Origin of the sequence: Candidatus Poriferisodalis sp. (assembly GCF_965214215.1) — a bacterium.
Taxonomy (GTDB): domain Bacteria; phylum Actinomycetota; class Acidimicrobiia; order Acidimicrobiales; family Poriferisodalaceae; genus Poriferisodalis.
This window is the reverse complement of sequence record NZ_CBDCBD010000003.1, coordinates 2020335-2037072: the sequence shown is the minus strand read 5'-3', so window position 1 is coordinate 2037072 and position 16738 is coordinate 2020335. Positions and strand designations below refer to the sequence as shown.

At 65.9% G+C, this 16738-nt stretch carries 12 protein-coding genes; 6 read left to right on the top strand and 6 right to left on the bottom strand.

What is annotated here, in order from left to right; genetic code table 11:
• Positions 1 to 117: 117 nt before the first annotated feature.
• From hflX to ACOOF5_RS11585, 4 genes are read left to right on the top strand one after another with little or no spacing between them, the layout of a single operon-like run.
• On the top strand, positions 118 to 1365 hold the full coding sequence (gene hflX, locus ACOOF5_RS11600) for a GTPase HflX (RefSeq protein WP_420439287.1): 1248 nt from the start codon (positions 118 to 120) through the stop codon (positions 1363 to 1365).
• Between the two features lie 33 nt (positions 1366 to 1398).
• Positions 1399 to 1662 carry a hypothetical protein gene (locus ACOOF5_RS11595; RefSeq protein WP_420439285.1) on the top strand — a complete coding sequence of 88 codons (264 nt, stop codon included), beginning with the start codon at positions 1399 to 1401 and terminating at the stop codon, positions 1660 to 1662.
• Positions 1653 to 2057, top strand: a complete 405-nt coding sequence (locus ACOOF5_RS11590) for a type II toxin-antitoxin system VapC family toxin (RefSeq protein ID WP_420439283.1) — start codon at positions 1653 to 1655, stop codon at positions 2055 to 2057. The genes ACOOF5_RS11595 and ACOOF5_RS11590 overlap by 10 nt, the downstream gene beginning before the upstream one ends.
• Before the next feature lie 4 nt (positions 2058 to 2061).
• Positions 2062 to 3297: an aminotransferase class I/II-fold pyridoxal phosphate-dependent enzyme gene (locus ACOOF5_RS11585; RefSeq protein WP_420439281.1), complete on the top strand. Its 1236-nt coding sequence runs from the start codon at positions 2062 to 2064 to the stop codon at positions 3295 to 3297.
• An 87-nt stretch (positions 3298 to 3384) separates the two neighbouring features.
• Here the strand turns inward: ACOOF5_RS11585 and ACOOF5_RS11580 are convergent, their stop codons facing one another.
• Together ACOOF5_RS11580 and ACOOF5_RS11575 are read right to left on the bottom strand one after the other, a co-directional pair.
• Positions 3385 to 4416 carry a tRNA (adenosine(37)-N6)-dimethylallyltransferase gene (locus tag ACOOF5_RS11580; RefSeq protein WP_420439279.1) on the bottom strand — a complete coding sequence of 344 codons (1032 nt, stop codon included), beginning with the start codon at positions 4414 to 4416 and terminating at the stop codon, positions 3385 to 3387.
• A gap of 12 nt (positions 4417 to 4428) precedes the next feature.
• The gene (locus tag ACOOF5_RS11575; RefSeq protein ID WP_420439277.1) at positions 4429 to 6054 is read right to left on the bottom strand and encodes a MiaB/RimO family radical SAM methylthiotransferase; all 1626 of its coding nucleotides are present in this window, start codon (positions 6052 to 6054) and stop codon (positions 4429 to 4431) included.
• Positions 6055 to 6453: 399 nt separating this feature from the next.
• Here ACOOF5_RS11575 and ACOOF5_RS11570 point away from each other — a divergent pair, with 399 nt between their 5' ends.
• Positions 6454 to 9045: a Calx-beta domain-containing protein gene (locus ACOOF5_RS11570; protein WP_420439275.1), complete on the top strand. Its 2592-nt coding sequence runs from the start codon at positions 6454 to 6456 to the stop codon at positions 9043 to 9045.
• A 20-nt stretch (positions 9046 to 9065) separates the two neighbouring features.
• On the opposite strand, the gene ACOOF5_RS11565 is transcribed toward ACOOF5_RS11570, so the two are convergent.
• The 4 genes from ACOOF5_RS11565 to recA all read right to left on the bottom strand — a co-directional run bounded on the left by ACOOF5_RS11565 (position 9066) and on the right by recA (position 15425).
• Positions 9066 to 9695, bottom strand: a complete 630-nt coding sequence (locus ACOOF5_RS11565) for a hypothetical protein (protein WP_420439273.1) — start codon at positions 9693 to 9695, stop codon at positions 9066 to 9068.
• 305 nt (positions 9696 to 10000) lie between these two features.
• Positions 10001 to 11788 carry a flavin-containing monooxygenase gene (locus ACOOF5_RS11560; protein ID WP_420439271.1) on the bottom strand — a complete coding sequence of 596 codons (1788 nt, stop codon included), beginning with the start codon at positions 11786 to 11788 and terminating at the stop codon, positions 10001 to 10003.
• A gap of 156 nt (positions 11789 to 11944) precedes the next feature.
• Positions 11945 to 14158, bottom strand: coding sequence for a cell wall-binding repeat-containing protein (locus tag ACOOF5_RS11555; RefSeq protein WP_420439269.1), 2214 nt, complete (start codon positions 14156 to 14158; stop codon positions 11945 to 11947).
• 178 nt (positions 14159 to 14336) lie between these two features.
• Positions 14337 to 15425 carry a recombinase RecA gene (gene recA / locus ACOOF5_RS11550; protein WP_420439267.1) on the bottom strand — a complete coding sequence of 363 codons (1089 nt, stop codon included), beginning with the start codon at positions 15423 to 15425 and terminating at the stop codon, positions 14337 to 14339.
• Between the two features lie 416 nt (positions 15426 to 15841).
• Here recA and ACOOF5_RS11545 point away from each other — a divergent pair, with 416 nt between their 5' ends.
• A complete protein-coding gene (locus ACOOF5_RS11545; protein WP_420439265.1) occupies positions 15842 to 16702 on the top strand; it encodes an enoyl-CoA hydratase/isomerase family protein in 861 nt (286 codons plus the stop codon).
• Positions 16703 to 16738 lie beyond the last annotated feature (36 nt).

Below are 16738 nucleotides of genomic sequence, written 5' to 3'. Positions count from 1 at the left end.
GGCGATCGACTACAGCGCGGTCGAGCGGAGACGTCCGACGAATCGCATCGTGGGGGGTTTGGGGATTTTGGTGGGGCTGAGTCTGGGCTGATTGATCGGGCTTTTCGGGAGCAGATCGTGCTGGTGGGCGTGCAGCTCGCGGAGCGGACTGCCGATGAGGTGGATGCCAATCTTGATGAGCTGGAGCGGTTGGTGGACACGGCCGGAGCCGATTCGGTGGAGCGGATTGTTCAGCGGCGGGACGCTCCTGATCCTGCGACGTTTGTGGGGCGCGGGAAGGCCGACGAGATTCTGGATGCCTCACTCGAGCACGATGCCGACACCGTGGTGTTCGACGACGAGCTGTCGCCGGCGCAGCAGTTCAACCTGGAGCGAATACTCAAGCGCACGGCGCTGGACCGCACTGCGGTCATCCTCGACATCTTCGCTCAGAACGCCACGACGCTCGAGGGCAAGGCACAGGTGGAATTGGCGCAGCTTCGCTACCGGCTCCCCCGGCTGCGGGGCCGAGGTCGGCAGCTTTCCCAACAGGCTGGCGGCATCGGCACCCGGGGACCCGGCGAAACCCAGCTCGAGGTGGATCGGCGCCGAATTCAGCGGCGTCTGGCACGGCTCGAGAAAGATCTGCGCGGGCTGCGACGTACCCGGCTGAACCAACGCAAGTCTCGCCGCCGGTCTCGGTATCACACGGTCGCCGTCGTGGGCTACACCAACGCCGGCAAGTCGACGCTGCTGCGCCGCCTGACCGGCGCCAATGTGCTGGTCGAGGACCGGCTGTTTGCCACGCTCGATGCCACTACCCGTCGCCTGCAGCTTCCCGGCGGCGAGACGGTGCTCATGACGGACACCGTCGGGTTCATCAAGAAGCTGCCCACGTCGCTGGTGGAAGCGTTCATGTCGACGCTCGAGGAGGTGGCCGAGGCCGACCTGCTGGTGCACCTGGTCGACGCCTCAGCGGCGGAGCCGGAGATGCACATCGATGTGGTGCGCTCGGTGCTGCGCGAGATCGGCGCCGGCGATGTCCCCGAGCTGATCGCCTTCAACAAGAGCGACGCCGCCGAGGACGGCATCGTGGGGCGACTGCTCGAGCGCTACGAGGGCTCCCGTGCGATCTCGGCAAGTAGCGGCGAGGGCGTGGAGGATCTACTGCTCGCTGTCGGCGACCGTCTGCGGCACCTCACTGAAGTGACGGAGCTGCGCATCCCCTACTCCCGCGGCGACGCCCTCGCAGCCGTGCACCGGGAAGGCGAAGTGCTCTCCGAGACCCACGGCGACGAAGGGACCCTGGTGCACGCCCGCCTCGACGACATCGCCCGCAGCCTGTTCGCAGAGTTCGCCGTTGGCGACTCAGACTACGATTCATAATGACTCATTCTTGACTCACCCAGGAGCCGGCCAATGCAGCAACTCACGGTCCGGGGCTTCGGCGACGAACTCGGCGAGGCGATGCGACGCTTCGCTCAACGCGAAGGTGTCTCACTGAACCAGGCGGCGCTCCGACTCCTGCGCAAGGGCGCCGGACTGTCGGAAACCCCCGGCGGTGACGACTGCGTCGGTGTCTCGCTCGACCATCTCATCGGCAGCTGGCCACCAGAGGAACTCGACGAGATGGACGCCGTGCTGCGGGATCTCGCCGTCATCGACGAGGCGGCATGGGAGTGAGGCTGCTGCTCGACACCAACGCCTACACGCTGCTGATGCGCGGCCAGCAGGAAGTGGCGCAGATCGTCAGGAGTGCCCGTGAGCTGCTGCTCTCTGCAGTCGTCGTCGGCGAGCTGATGTACGGATTTCGACGCGGCTCACGTCTGGAGCGGAATCTTGCAGACCTGCGATCGTTCATCGACAATCCGTATGCCTCTGTGGTGGAGGTCGGGCCGGTGACCGCCGACCGCTACTCACGCATCGCAGCCGCGCTTCGAGCGAAGGGTCGTCCGATTCCGACCAATGACGTCTGGATTGCCGCCCACGCCATGGAGACGGGGGCAGACCTCGTCTCGGCCGACCGGCACTTCTCCCACATCGACGGGATCGTCTGGACGCCGATCGGTGCACACTGATCCGGTGAGCACCAGCACCCGATTCGTTCCGCCACCGTATCCCTATGACCGGCTGGACGAGCTGAAGCCCCTGGCCGACCGCCATGACGGCGGGCTGGTGGACCTGTCCATCGGCACGCCGGTGGACCCGCCGTCGCCGGCCGTGCTGGCTGCGCTGGGCGGGTCGGACTCTGAGCGGGGCTATCCGCCGTCGATCGGAACGCCGGACCTGCGGCAGGCTGCAGCACGCTGGTGTGAGCAGCGGTTCGGCGTGGGAGTGGATGCCGATGCCGAGATCGCGGCAACGATCGGCTCGAAGGAATTTGTGGCCGGGCTGCCGCACTGGCTGCGCTTGCGCACCCCTAAGCGCGACACCGTGCTGTACCCCGAGGTCAGCTATCCCAGCTACGCGATGGGAGCCGAGCTGGCTGGCTGCCGGGCGGTGGGGGTGCCCGCGGACGAGCACTGGTCGATCCAGCTCGACGCCATCTCCGAGGCCGATGCCGAGCGGGCGTTGGTGTTGTGGGTCAACTCGCCGGGCAATCCGGCGGGCGGTCTCGACGACCTCGCCGCTGCGGCGAAGTGGGGGCGCGAGCGGGGTGTGCCCGTCTTCAGCGATGAGTGCTACGCCGAGTTCACCTGGGACGGACCGCCCCGGACGATCCTGACGCCGACCGATGTTGGCAGCGCGACTGATCGCTCTCGGGATGCGGACGTGGCTGCGGGGATGAGTCCCGATGCGGGCGCCGACATCACGAGGGACCACCCGCGGCGTGCTGACGTCGACGGCGTGGTGGCGGTCCATTCGCTGTCCAAGCGATCCAACTTGGCGGGCGTCAGAGTCGGCTTCTACGCAGGCGATCCCGAGCTCGTCTATTACCTGCGAGAAGTTCGCAAGCACGCCGGATTCATGGTTCCAGGTCCCGCTCAGGCGGCGGCTGTCGCTGCGCTCGCTGACCAAGACCATGTGGCCAGCCAACGAGCGCGATACCAGACTCGGCTGGAGCGCCTCGCACGCCTCGTGGGTCGCTTCGGTCCCGAGCCCCCGCTCCCCCGGGGCGGGTTCTACCTGTGGGCTGGTGCACCTGACGGCGACGCATGGGCGTTCACTCGCACACTGCTCGCCGAGGCAGGCATGCTCGTCTCACCGGGCGAGTTCTACGGACCTTCTGGTGCCGGCCACGTGAGGGTCGCCGCTGTGCTCACCGACAACGCCCTCGACATGGTCGAGTCGCGCCTTACTCGCTCGGCACTCTTGTGAGCGGCGAGCCATATGCGGCCGACCGCCCTGCCATCACGGTTGCTGAATCCTCAACCACAACTTGAAGCTTGGCTGCGGCCAGCGCCGTCAAGTCTCAAGCTGCTCGATCCGATCCGCCATCTCCGCGGTACGCCCGCACGGAATCCACGTGATCCGTGGGTCACGGGCGAACCAGCGCTGCTGGCGTCGGGCGAAGCGCCGCGTCCGTGCGATAGCGACGTCGAGTGCCTCCTCCAGCGTGCACTCCCCTTCTAGGTGGGCGCGCAGCTCCTTGTAGCCGAGGGCCTGGGCTGCGGTGCGAGACAGCGGTGCTTCCATAAGGCCGCGGACCTCGTCCAAGAAACCCTGTTCCATCTGCTGCCGGTATCTGTCGGCGATGCGTTCGTCGAGCGTGTCGCGGTCCAGGTCGATCCCAACGAGCCTGAACGGCACCTCGGGATAGGCCTGCAGACCCGGTCCGAACGACGAGAACGGCCGACCGGTGCCCATGCACACGGACAGCGCCCGGACGATTCGCCGCAGGTTCGTCGGCTCCATGCGTGACGCGGCCAATGGGTCAAGTTCAGCGAGCCGTCGGTGCAGCGCAGCCGCACCGGACGCTCGACCGTCTCCTGCCCGCTGAATCGCAGTCGAGCCAACCGTGCTCGCGCCGACTGCGCGCCCGTCGGGTGCCGCTGCAACCGCAGATGAGGCGGCAGCTTCGGATTCGAGCGCTGCGGCGATGTCTGCGTATTCCGGCGGGGGCTTGAGACCGTCGATGACGGCCCGCAAGTACAAGCCGGTCCCTCCGACGAGCAGGGGCACTGCACCGCGGCGGGCGATGTCGGCCGTCACCGAGGAGAATGCGTCGGCATAGTCCACCACGGTGAACCGTTCCGCTGGATCGACGAGATCTATGAGGTGGTGCGGAATCTCTGCCTGCTCGGCCGCAATGGCTTTCGCAGTGCCGATGTCCATGCCTCGGTACAGCTGCATCGAGTCGACCGACACCAGTTCGACCGCACGCTGGCCATCAACGGCAGCCCGCGCGCGCCGTGCCAACTCGAGCGCCAGGGCCGACTTGCCCGACGCCGTCGGCCCGACGATCACCCGCGGCCGATGGACGCCGTCACCACCCATGGCATCCCGCCCTCAGCGGGCGGCAACCGGGATGCGGGTGCGGTGCCGTGCCGGCGCGGTGACCTCTATGAGCTCGCCGCTGAGATGGAAGGTGGCGGCATCGCGCACCAGCACTCGGGCATAGGTGCCCGTTCGCAGCGGTTCGGTCGATGCGAAGTGCACCAGGCGGTTCTGGCGCGTGCGGCCGGTGAGCGTGGCCGGATCTCGCTTGGACGGCCCTTCGACGAGCACCTCCTCGATGCGACCGACGCGGGACTCGTTGCCCAGGCGCGCCGAGCGCTCAATGACGGTTCGCAGCCGTTCCATGCGCTCAGCCGATACTTCGGGGGCCACGAAGCGATCGGCGAGTTCGGCAGCTTCGGTGCCGGGCCGCGGCGAGAAGACGAAGGTGAATGCGCTGTCGAAACGGGCTTCTGCAGCCAGTTCAAGCGTCGCCGCGAAATCGCGCTCGGACTCGCCGGGGAAGCCCACAATGATGTCAGTGCTGACTGCGAGATCGTCGACGGCGGCCCGGGCGACCTCGAGTCGTTCCAGGTAGCGCTGGGCGGTGTAGCCCCGGTGCATCGCTGCTAGCACCTCGTCGCTACCGGACTGCAGCGGCAGATGAAGGTGTTCGCACACCTCCGGCGTCTCGGCCATGGCCGAGATCACCTCGGCTCGCAGGTCCTTGGGGTGGGGACTGGTGAAACGCACCCGCTCGATGCCATCGACGGCGCCGACAGCGCGCAGCAGGTCGCCGAACAGCGGCCGGGCCGTACGTCGCCCACCAGCCCAAGCTTCGCCGGCACGCCACGCGGCTGTGGCGGTTTGGTCCAAAGCTGTGCCACTGGCGAACTGGTGTGGGGCGAATCCGCCGCCTGTTTCGCACCTCTCGGCATCAATTGCCCTTCCCGCTCCAGCTACAACAGACCCGCCTTGTTGCATGACGCCGGCCAAGCGGCCCGCGGCAGCCGTGCCGTTGGTTCCACGGAGCGCCAGGGTGATGTCGCGGCCGTAGCTGTTGACGTTCTGGCCGAGCAGGGTCGCCTCGCTGACGCCGTCGGCTGCAAGACGCCGGACCTCGTCGACGAGTTCGCCGAACGGGCGGGAAATCTCGCGGCCCCGAACGGAAGGCACGATGCAGAACGCGCACGAGTTGTCGCAGCCGATCTGAATCGTGACCCACGCGGCGTGCTGGGCATCTCGCCGTACCGGCAGCACCGATGGGAATTCTTCAGACTCGGCAAGGATTTCCGTCACTGGGCCCGACACGCGAGCCTCGCTCAGCAAGTCGACAGCGCGTGCCACGTTGTGAGTGCCAAACACCACATCGACGTGGGGTGCGCGCTGGCGGACCAGATCCTGATCCTTCTGCGCCAGGCAGCCGGCGACGGCGATCTGCACGTCGGGCCGTTCCTCTTTGAGGCGCTTGAGGTGCCCGAGTTGCCCATAGAGCTTGTTGTCGGCGTTCTCGCGGATGCAGCAGGTGTTGAGCACGATCACGTCCGCGTCGGCCATCGTGGGCGCGGCGACCAGGTCGTCGGCCTCCAGCAGGCCAGCAATCCGCTCGGAATCGTGCTCGTTCATCTGGCATCCGTAGGTGCGCACGAAATAGCTGCGCCGACCCTCGACCTCGCCCTCATGCTCGCCCGCATCCACGGTGTCAAGACTAGGAGCCTGCCGATCTGCTGCCCGCATGCTCGGTCGGTGGGCCGAGGCTTTCGTGAACATGGGTGGCATTGCTCGCCTGTCATGGGTGGCCTACTCTGAGAGCAGGCGAAACAGGCGACGTCTGTCGCAGCCGTGCGGACCGGACGTCGCCGGGGCTGGAGGACAGCACGATGTCTACCGAGCATGAAGGTCGACGTTCCACTCGCGCGCTGAGTGCGGTCCGTTCCGTGCCTGCCGCCGCGGGCACGCGGCTGTCGCGGGCTTTGACCCCCCCCCCCCGCGGTAGGCATTTCGCACCTCGCGCCGTTTCGCCGCGGCATAAGACACACCATCCTCGGGTCTGGGCCGGGCTTCCTCGACAGGAGCTCCGGCGCCTTTGGGTGCCGTGTGCTGCGCGGCCTGCTCTCGGTCGTGGTGGCGCTGCCGCTGCTGGTCGGCTTCGCGCAACCCGCCGCCGCTCAGGCGCCGCCGGGCATCGCCCCGAAGCCCACCGGCGTCACGGCCACCGCCGGCGACGGTGCGGTGCTGTTGAGATGGAACAAAACCAACCGCAGCGAAACGGTTTACTGGGGCTATCGACAGAAGGCCGGGTCGTCGGGCAGCTACGACGACCAAGTGGAGATCCCCGGCGGCGGCTCGGACACCACCAGCTATCTGGTCACCGGCCTCACCAACGGTGTGACCTACACCTTCGAAGTGATCTTGACGCTCGGCAACGAGCATGGTCTCGGAGGCGGCAGTCGCTCCAATGAGGTGACGGCGACGCCGATGGCTGTTGCTGGTGCCCCGAAGCTGGTGTCGGTGAAGCGGTATGCGCAGGCAACAGGCCAGCTCGGTGTGGTCAATCATTTCACGCTGTTCCCCGCGCTGATCTGGCGGTTGGAGTTCGACCGATGGGTGTCATATGTGCGCCCGACGGACTTCACGCTCACCGGCACCACCGCCAAGATCGACCTGTGGAACGACTGGGACCCCACGTCTTTCACCGACCAGAAGACTGCGATCTACGTCGTCGCTCACGGCGGCGACCTCGCGACCGTGTCCGGCACGGTGACGCTGCACGTCGCGAGCCACCACAACATCCACAACATCGGCGACAACGTCAACGACATCCGCAAGATCAGGGACGACGAGAAGCTGTATCTGTCCCGCAACCCCGTCCCGACGGGCGCGAACGAGAACACCTTCACCCTGAATCCCAACGAGACGCTGGTCTATTTCTCCCAGGAGAACTTCGGCGTGACCGAGGGAGACGAGGCGCAGGTGACGGTGCGACTGTCGCGGCTGCGCGACACGGCCACGACGATCGCCATCTCCGCCACCCCGCTCACCGCCACCGAAGCCGGCGTCGACTATCACGGCCGGACCTACAGCGTTACCATCCCCGCCTACCGGGCCAGTGGCACGCTAAAGATCCGCACCACCGCCGACACGCTCACCGAAAACGACGAAACATTCCGGTTGGACATCTACGAAGTTGATCTGCCTGACGGCGTGACGCTGACGACGATCCCCGGTTCCGCTGAGAAGCGCACCTACGTCACGATCCGCGACGGCGACAATTCCGGGGGCCAAGGGGCGTCCCAGGATGCCGAGCCGTCTTCGCTCTCCCAGCTGGCCGACGAACAGGCGTCACCGCAGCAGGCCGAGGAGTCCTGTGTTTCCGATTCTTTGCTCGTCGATGTGCAGGGTTATGCGGGCGAGACGTGGCGCAAGTCGGTGGACCATGTGGAGCGCTGGGAGCGGGTGCTCGCCGCGTTCGGGCAGGCCAACGACTACAGCGCCAATCCGATGACCGCGACCGAGGCGCAGACCTATGCGGATCGCGGCTGGCCTCGCTGGGTGCCGGTAACGGCCGCTCTCGAATGCGTCGAGACGACACCAGACGAACAGCCTGAAGAACAACCAGAAGCCCAGCCCGCGCAGGAGCCGACGCCGCCGCCGGTGACGCCGCAGGTCAGCATCGCCGCGGGACCCGACGTCGTCGAGGGCGCCGACGCGACGTTCACGGTGACCGCGACGCCCGCGCCCGCATCTGACCTCGACGTGACCGTCGATGTGTCCCAAAACGGCGACTACGCCGGCACCGGGTCGCGCACCGTCACGATCACCTCTTCAGGCAGCACGACGTTCGCGGTCGCCACGACTGATGACAGCGTCGACGAGCCCGACGGGTCAATCACCGCGACGCTTGGCGCGGGTTCGGGCTACACCGTGTCCGCGACCGGAAGCGACGCGACCGTCGCGGTGTCAGACGACGACGTGCCCCAGATGAGCATCGCCGCGGTTGCTGATGTGACCGAGGGAGAGGACGCGGTATTCACGATCACCGCGGACCCGGCACCGCACGCCGGGCTATCGGTCGACGTCGCCATCACACAGACGGGCGATCACGGCGCGGCAACAGGCACCCGCACCGTGACCATTCCCACCAGCGGCACCTACACGCTCACCGTCGCCACCACCGACGACAGCACCGACGAGACCGACGGGTCGGTCACCGCCACCGTGAACAACGCCAGCGGCTACGACGTGTCCGCGACAGCGGGAGCCGCCACCATCGCCGTGTCCGACGACGACGACACCCCACCCGACGACCCCCCAGCCGAGGACACATCCGACAGCGGCACGGTGCCGGCGGGGCCGCCGACGGTGACCGTCAGCGACGCCACCGCCGACGAAGGCAGCCAAGAACTGCGATTCGCCGTCACGCTGTCGCACCCGAACCCGCGCGACATCACGTTCCGCTACGGCGGATACGGCCGCACCGCGACGCTGTGGCAGGACTGGAGCATCGAATTCAGAAGAACGTTCACACTCGCCGCAGGCGACACCGCCATCGACATCACCGTGCCCGTCATCGACGACAACACCTCAGAAAACACCGAAACGCTGCGCGTGTACGTCTACGCCACCAGCGGAATCGTCATCTCCGACGGGTTCCTCTTCGCCACCGGCACCATCACCGACAACGACTAACCCTCGACGTTCGTTCGGCGCTATCGGGTTTCGCCGCCTGCCGAGTCCTGAGCAGAGCCGGTCTCAGGAATCCCGGCAGGGTCATGGGGGTGCGCGGCTTCGAGGCGAGCGAGCCTTTGAGTGTGATCCAAGGCAACCTCGTTGAATTCCGCTCGGAACTCACGCAGCTCGGCTCGCAGGCTGTTCTCGAAGCTGTCGATGCGGTCACCGTTGGCAGCGATCTCGGCACGCAGGCTGTTCTCGAGGCTGTCGATGCGGTCACCGTTGGCAGCGATCTCGGCACGCAATCTCCCCTCGGTGGCGGCGATCTCAGCGCGCAGTCTCCCCTCGGTGGCGGCGATCTCGGCACGCAGGTCAACCCCGAGGCTGTGTATGCGGTCGCTGTTGGCGTCGATGCGTGCACCGAGCGAGTTGAACTGCCACATCATGAGACCGATGAGCGCGCCCAGCAACGTGGTCACCAGCCCACCGAACAAGGTGATGACCGCATTCGATGGCGAGTCGCGTCGCCGCGTTGTCTGCTCGACGCCGACGTCAAGGGTCCCAGCCGACGCGCTCGCGCCGCGGGTACTCTGGCCCGACGCGGGCGAGTCTCCAGCGGGATGCGAAGGGTCGTTCTGTTCGGCCGGCGGGATCATGGCGGCGGTCATCTAGGGAGGAGCGGACATCGGACCTCGCTGTTCGTCGCGGCGCTTGACAGCGCACGTTCGGGTTCAGTTGGGTCGCCGCAGAAGCCGGGCAACGAGGCTCAGCCCAACGTAGCCCACCTCCGCAGCCCGCACATCACCATTTCTCGGAACGAATCAGGCACGACCGCACTCACCGTTCCCGCCCGTACAGCACCAGCCGATTCTGATCGCCCGGGCGGACGTCAAAGCGTGGTAGCAGGGACCAACGGCACGCCGCGTTGGCTGAGGTATCCCGGCGGGCCAAGCACTGCTCGACCCGAACGGTGTCAACGCTGTGTGAAGGCGAAGTTCTCCGACATGTTCTCTCGGGCGTGGGACATGAAGCCCAGGTACTGCTTGATGTTGCCGTTGAAGTTGCCGTCCTGGCGTCGGTTCTCGGCACCCTCGAAGTTGTAGTAGCCGGGAGTGCAGTCGCGGTTGCGGGTGGTCTTGCCGCGGTTGGCGATGACCTGCTGCACCCACCACTCCTCGGCTTCGGGCAGGCAATCCATCGACTGCAAACCGCCCCGGCGCACGAAGTCGATGCACTCGGCAATGTGCTCGCCTTGACTGTTGAGCACATCGGTCAAATTGAAGGCGAAAAAGGCCTGGTAGCCGCCCATGATGAACAGGTTCGGGTAGCCGGCGGTGTGGATACCCAGCAGCGTGCGGATGCCCTCGGAGTACTTGTCGTTGAGCTCGAGATCGTTCTCGCCGACGATGCGGTTGTAGATGCCAGTCTGCTGCACCTCGAAGCCGGTGGCGTAGATCAGCAGGTCGAGCTCGTACTGCGTGCCGTCGAAGAGCGGGCCCCCTTCGGTGATCTGGGTGATGCCCTTGCCCTTGGTGTCGACCAAGTGCACGTTCGGCCGGTTGAACGTGGGCAGGTAGTCATTGTGGAAGCAGGGCCGCTTGCACATCAGCATGTACCAGGGCTTGAGCGCTTCGGCTGTCTCGCGGTCTTCCACGATCTCGTCGATACGCCGGTGAATGCGCATCATCGCGTCGATGTTGGCGTTCTCCTGGCGGCGGATTTTCTCCTCGCGTGACATGGCCGCGCGACGCGCCTTTTGTGCATCGCTGATTCGGGGGCCTGCCATCGCCCGCTCGCGCCGGCGGGCCTGCCAGCCCGGCTCCAGCTTCGCCGCCCAATCGGGGTCGGTTTCCCAGTCGTCACGGATGTCGATCGAGGACGGCGTGCGCTGGAAGACATAGAGCTCACAGGACATCTCGCCGAGTTGCGGGATTGCCTGCACTGCCGTCGCGCCGGTGCCGATGATGCCGACCCGCTTGTCGGCGAGGTTCTCGAGATCGGCGCCGGTGTAGTCGTAGTCCCACCGAGACGTGTGGAATGAGTAGCCGCCAAACCGTTCCATTCCTTCGATGACCGCCAGCTTGGGCTTCGCGAGGGTGCCGTTGGCACAGATGACGAACTGGGCGGTGATCTCGTCACCCCGGTCGGTGCCGATGCGCCAAACCTCAGCTTCGCCATCCCAGACCGTCGAGGTGACCGTCGTCTGGAACATCGCCAGGTCGTAGAGCTCGTACTTCTGAGCGATCATCCGGCAGTACTCGTAGATCTCGTCGCCGGTGGCGTAGTGGCGCGATGGCACGTAGCCGGTCTCGTCGAGCAGCGGCAAGTAGTCGTATGACACGACATCACAGGCCACACCCGGGTACCGATTCCAATACCACGTGCCGCCGACGTCGGCGCCGCGCTCGATGATGCGGATGCTCTCGACACCCTTTTGGCGCAGCCGAGCCGACGTCAGCAGAGCCGAGAATCCGCCCCCGATGAACAGCACCTCGACCTCGTCGTGCACCGGTGGACGCTCAATGCGCTCGGTCGCGTACGGATCTTCGGCGTAGCGGGCCAGGTCTCCGTCGAGGTCGGAGGTATAGAGCTGCGTGCCCGGAGGCCGGTAGCTCAGCCGCAGATCGCGTTCTTCGGCGAAGCGTTGCTTGATGTCGTCGTAGTACGTCTGCGGCGGCCGCCCTTCGGCGTCACGGGAGTAGTCGAAGTTGAAGACGTTCTGCGGCTTGTCGGTCTTCTGCTTCCCGCTCTGCTGCGCCACCTGACTCTCCCCAATCCGAGGCCGGTCTGAAGCCGATTCGCCCCGCTCACCTACGACCGGATCAGGCTAGGACAACACCATCGTGCAGCGCAGGGCCATTCGAGCTGTTGCCCGTAGTCACATCCAGGGTCAACGAGTCAGCAAGCAGCGTCTGCCTCAGTTGCAGTGCGCTTCGAGATGGCCGTAGGCGCTCGCGAAACCGTCCATGGACGGGAACACGACGACTTCGGTGCTGTCGTCGAAGTTGGTCCATCCGAGTGCCAGCGAGCCTGAGCCGCCGAGCAGAGCTGTCACGAAGTCAGCGCCGCTGTCGCCGGCGATGAATCCGTTGTTGTTCCTGGTCGGCCACCAGAGGTCGAACTGGAATTCGTGATGCTCTCCGCCGATCCGGTAGCCGACCGGAACCCGGCCGTGGACGACGCTGTTGTGGAAGTCGATCTGGCCTGCGATGTAAGGCCCCTGACCCCAGCTCTGTGTCACGTCCCACCAGAAGTCAACTTGCACGTCGTCGTTGCAGAAGACGAACAGCCCGGGCTCCACATCGGAATAAGGGCCCGTCATCGTGTGGTTCTGCGCATCAGCCAGCAGGGCGATGTATGGATCACGGCCGTTCGTAGTGAAGTCGCGGCGCCATTCGCCGTCGCCGATGGCATCAGCCTCGATGGCACCTCCCAGCGTGCCGTCGAGCAGCGCGACGACATCGGCGATCGGCACGGCCAGTCCGAGGGTTCCGACAATGTCCTCTGCATCGGAGAACGTGATCGGATTGACTGCCGTCGGAACGCCGATGAGGCGGCCCTCTGCGTCGAATGCGGGGCCTCCGCTGTTGCCGGGCGAAATCTGGGCGTCTGTCTTGATCCACAGCTGGCCGTCGAGACGCGTCGTGCCCGAGTAGCGGCCGGTGGTAAGTGTCATGGTGTCTCCCCCGACGCCGGGGTAGCCCAGCACCGTGATCTCGTCACCGGCCTTCGGCGCGGCCTCAGCGACTTCAAGTGCAGGGAGCGCGGCTTGCGAGGAGCCCAAGGACAGCAGTGCAAGATCGCGAGTTCGAGATGAACGCACGACCGCTGCATCGATCGAACGAGTCGGAGCAGTGTGGAAGGTCCCGCCCGCCCGCACTTGAACGCTGGCACAGGTGCGATTGCGGTCATCGACGACGACGTGGTGATTCGTGACAACGTGCCGTCCGTCACCGGCCGCAAAGCCAGAACCGCTGCTCAGCGAGGCGCCGGAGGAGTTGAGGCAGACCACCTGCACGACCGATTGTGCAAGCCGCTCCCAGTCGGCAGGTTCATTCGATCCGCTTCCGCCGCCTTCTGTTTGGGTCGCCGGCTCGGGTTGTGATCCCGTCGCCACTGCTGTGAGCGCCTGGTCGGGCACCTGGCTCAACGGGCCGATGCCGGTGACGAATGCACTCGCCAAGTCTCCGGCCGAGAGTCTCCAAGCCATGCCGAAAGACGCCAACGATGCCGGAACGGCGTCACCGGACTTCGGCGCCAGCAACAGCGGCTGACACGGTCCTCGAACAGCCGACGCTGCGAGTCCACCGTAGGGAGAGGTACCGCTCGCAACCGCGACATCGTGGACTGGGTGGCAACCAGAAAACCCGAATGACTCACGAGCAATCAGAGCCGCTGTCTCGTACCGGTCAGCGCCAGCGATTCGACGCGTCACGAGGCCAAGCGAGCGGACCTCGTCTTCGACGGCTTCGGAAACAGCCGCATTGCCGCCAAGAATGGTCACGCTCCCGATTGACCGGTCTTCGGCAGTCAGGAACTGCAGAGCTTGAATGTGCAGGGAACTGGGGGCCGTCAAGATGAGCGGAGATTCGCGCCTCACGCTCGGCGCGGCCGCAACCGCATCGGCATAGTTCTTGCCCGACGCCAAGTACACGGTCTGAAGTTGCTCAGGAGCGAACACCCGGGCTACTCGATGTGCCGTCTCGTAGCGATCGGCACCTGCAATCCGATCGACCCGGAACCCCATGTCGCGAAGATCCTGCTCGACAGCAGAGGAAACGGCCGCCGGGCCTCCCAAGATGATCACTTTCGCCTTGGGATGTTCTCGGCAAGGTTCCAGATATGCCCGTGTCGGGGCAGGCAGAAATGCCTGTGTGGTCAGCAGTAGCGGCCGGTCGAGCGCTGATCCTGCAAGTGCGTCCGGCCAATTCTCACCGGAGGCGAGCGCGATGCTGTGCGAGCCCACCTTGGAGTCGCACGTGACGCCCGCAGCCTTCGCAGCGATCTCGTAGACCGTCGAGCCACTGATTCTTCGAGTCTCGGCACTCGCGCTCTGAGCACCGGCTGACTGGGGCAGAGCCCAGACAAGGAATGTCGTGCTGAGCGCTGCCAACGCGACCCGCCGGAGCACATTGCGTGGAGAACGGCCACAGGCACCTGCCACGCGACTCTCTCCGATCGGGGACCGAACGGCCCTGCTTGCCCGGGACCGGTTCAGGCTAGGGCGACGCACTTGTGCGATGCCAACTGGTCAGGTTGGGCAGCAGGGCGTACGTGCCGACGCTGAGGGCCGCGGAGGGATCTCAGCGTCAGTCGACGCTGGCGCCGTCGGCCCGTGTCGCCTGGGCGTCGTCGAGGCGGTCGAGCACGTCGGCGTCGGCGTCGGCGGCCTCGGCGTCGACTCCGATGCCGAGCGTTGAGCGGATGCGGCCGTCGATCTCGACCGTGATCTCGGGATTAGCGATCAAGAACTTCTTGGCATTCTCGCGGCCTTGGCCCAACTGCTCGCCCTCGTAGGTGTACCAAGCACCCGACTTCTTCACGATGCCGTGCTCAACGCCCACATCGAGCAGCGAGCCCTCTCGGCTGATGCCCTGCCCGTACATGATGTCGAACTCGGCCTGGCGGAACGGCGGCGCCACCTTGTTCTTGACGATCTTGACGCGTGTGCGACCGCCCACGACCTCGCCCTCGACCTTGATCGCCTCGATGCGGCGAATGTCGATCCGCACCGACGAGTAGAACTTCAGCGCCCGGCCGCCCGATGTGGTCTCGGGACTGCCGAACATCACGCCGATCTTCTCGCGCAGCTGGTTGATGAACACGCAGATCGTCTTGGTCTTGTTCAGGTTGGCGGTGAGCTTGCGCAGCGCCTGGGACATAAGGCGCGCCTGCAAGCCGACATGGGTGTCGCCCATCTCGCCTTCGATCTCGGCCCGCGGCGTGAGCGCCGCCACCGAGTCGATCACCACGACATCGATGGCGCCCGAGCGGATGAGCATGTCGGTGATCTCGAGCGCCTGCTCGCCGGTGTCGGGCTGGGAGATCAGCAGCTCGTCGACATCGACGCCGATGTTCTTCGCATACAGCGGGTCCATCGCATGCTCGGCGTCGACATAGGCGCACACGCCGCCGGTGCGCTGCGCCTCGGCCACCAGGTGCATGGCGAGCGTGGACTTGCCCGATGCCTCGGGGCCGTACACCTCCACCACCCGGCCACGGGGAAAGCCCCCGATGCCGAGCGCCAAGTCGATCGCAAGGCTGCCCGAGGAGATCGCCTCGACAGCCATGTGATGCTTCTCGCCCATCTTCATCACGGACCCGTCGCCGAACTGGCGGCGGATCTGCGTGAGCGTCATATCCAGTGCTCGGTCCCGATCTGTTTCTTGCTGAGCCATGTCGTCCTCCTCGGACTCCCGCTTGGCCGCACCCGGTGTGCGATGCCGTCTAGGGGCACCGTAGGAGCGGGGTGTGACAACTCACGGGTGATTTTCTGCCGGTTGATCTTCCTGCGGACCGCGGCAACGCTCGGTGCGCCGCACGCCGCTGCACTGGCAGCCTCCACGCCTGCGATGTGCACCGGCGCGGCGACCACTTCGAATGACAGCAATGTAGTTCCGAACATCAGTTCGTGTCAAGGCTATGCGAGCCGAATCTGGCTATTGGATGACACCTCAGGCGCGCACAACGAAACAGGCACTGCCTGATGATCGATTCGATCACGTTCGATGAGGCTGTATGCCGCCTCAGGCGTGCCCAACGAACCGGAGCTCGGCACGTCGCGGTGTCACAGCCATGTGGCACGCTGCGACCCATGAGCACCCCAGCCCAGATGACCGACGACGACTTCGTGCTGCTGCACATCGAACGTGACGCAGGGGTGGCGTTTGCCACCATCGACGCACCGCCGATCAACGTGATGACGCCTGCACTGTTTCGCGAGCTGGCCAAGTTCAGCACGCACGTTGCCGACGACGACTCGGTGCGGGTGATCGTGCTGCGCAGCGACAACCCAGACTTCTTCATAGCGCACTTCGACGTGACGGCGATCCTGGGCTACCCGACCGACGGAGAGGCCGAGCGGCCCACCGAGCACGCCGGGTTCCATGACATGTGCGAGCGCTACCGCACGATGGCGAAGGCCACCATCGTCGAGATCGGCGGCCGGGTCGGCGGTGGCGGGAGCGAGCTGTCGATGTCGTGCGACATGCGCTTCGGCGCCATCGATCGCACCGTCATCAACCAGATGGAGGTTCCCATCGGCATCCTGCCCGGCGGCACCGGCACCCAGCGCCTGCCTCGCCTGGTCGGGCGAGGGCGAGCCATGGAGGTGATCCTGGGCGGCGTCGACCTCGACGCGCGCGCCGCCGAGCAGTGGGGTTATCTGAACCGGGCACTGCCCGCTGACGAGCTGAGGCCATTCGTGACTGCATTGGCTTACCGCATCGCGAAGTTCCCGCCCCACGCGGTCGCGCTGGCCAAGCAGGCCGTCAACGCTGCCGACGAGCTGCCACTGCGGGAGGGCCTGTTCGAGGAGCGGTACCTGTTCCAGCGGCTCTTGCGGACTCCGCAGGCCAAGCCCGCAATGGAACAGTTTCTCGAACTCGGCGGGCAGACACGAGAAGGCGAGATGCGAGTGGCAGACATCACCGGCGAGATCAGCACAGAGGGCTGACGGCCAAGCTGGAGCGCCCCGCATAGCCTCACTGCC

What these genes read in the sequence shown, in the direction of transcription:
- ACOOF5_RS11595 (WP_420439285.1), top strand. Translation starts at nt 1,399, where the DNA reads ATGCAGCAACTCACGGTCCGGGGCTTCGGCGACGAACTCGGCGAGGCG.
- ACOOF5_RS11590 (WP_420439283.1), top strand. Translation starts at nt 1,653, where the DNA reads ATGGGAGTGAGGCTGCTGCTCGACACCAACGCCTACACGCTGCTGATG.
- ACOOF5_RS11580 (WP_420439279.1), bottom strand. Translation starts at nt 4,416, where the DNA reads ATGGGTGGTGACGGCGTCCATCGGCCGCGGGTGATCGTCGGGCCGACG.
- ACOOF5_RS11565 (WP_420439273.1), bottom strand. Translation starts at nt 9,695, where the DNA reads ATGACCGCCGCCATGATCCCGCCGGCCGAACAGAACGACCCTTCGCAT.
- recA (WP_420439267.1), bottom strand. Translation starts at nt 15,425, where the DNA reads ATGGCTCAGCAAGAAACAGATCGGGACCGAGCACTGGATATGACGCTC.
- ACOOF5_RS11545 (WP_420439265.1), top strand. Translation starts at nt 15,842, where the DNA reads ATGAGCACCCCAGCCCAGATGACCGACGACGACTTCGTGCTGCTGCAC.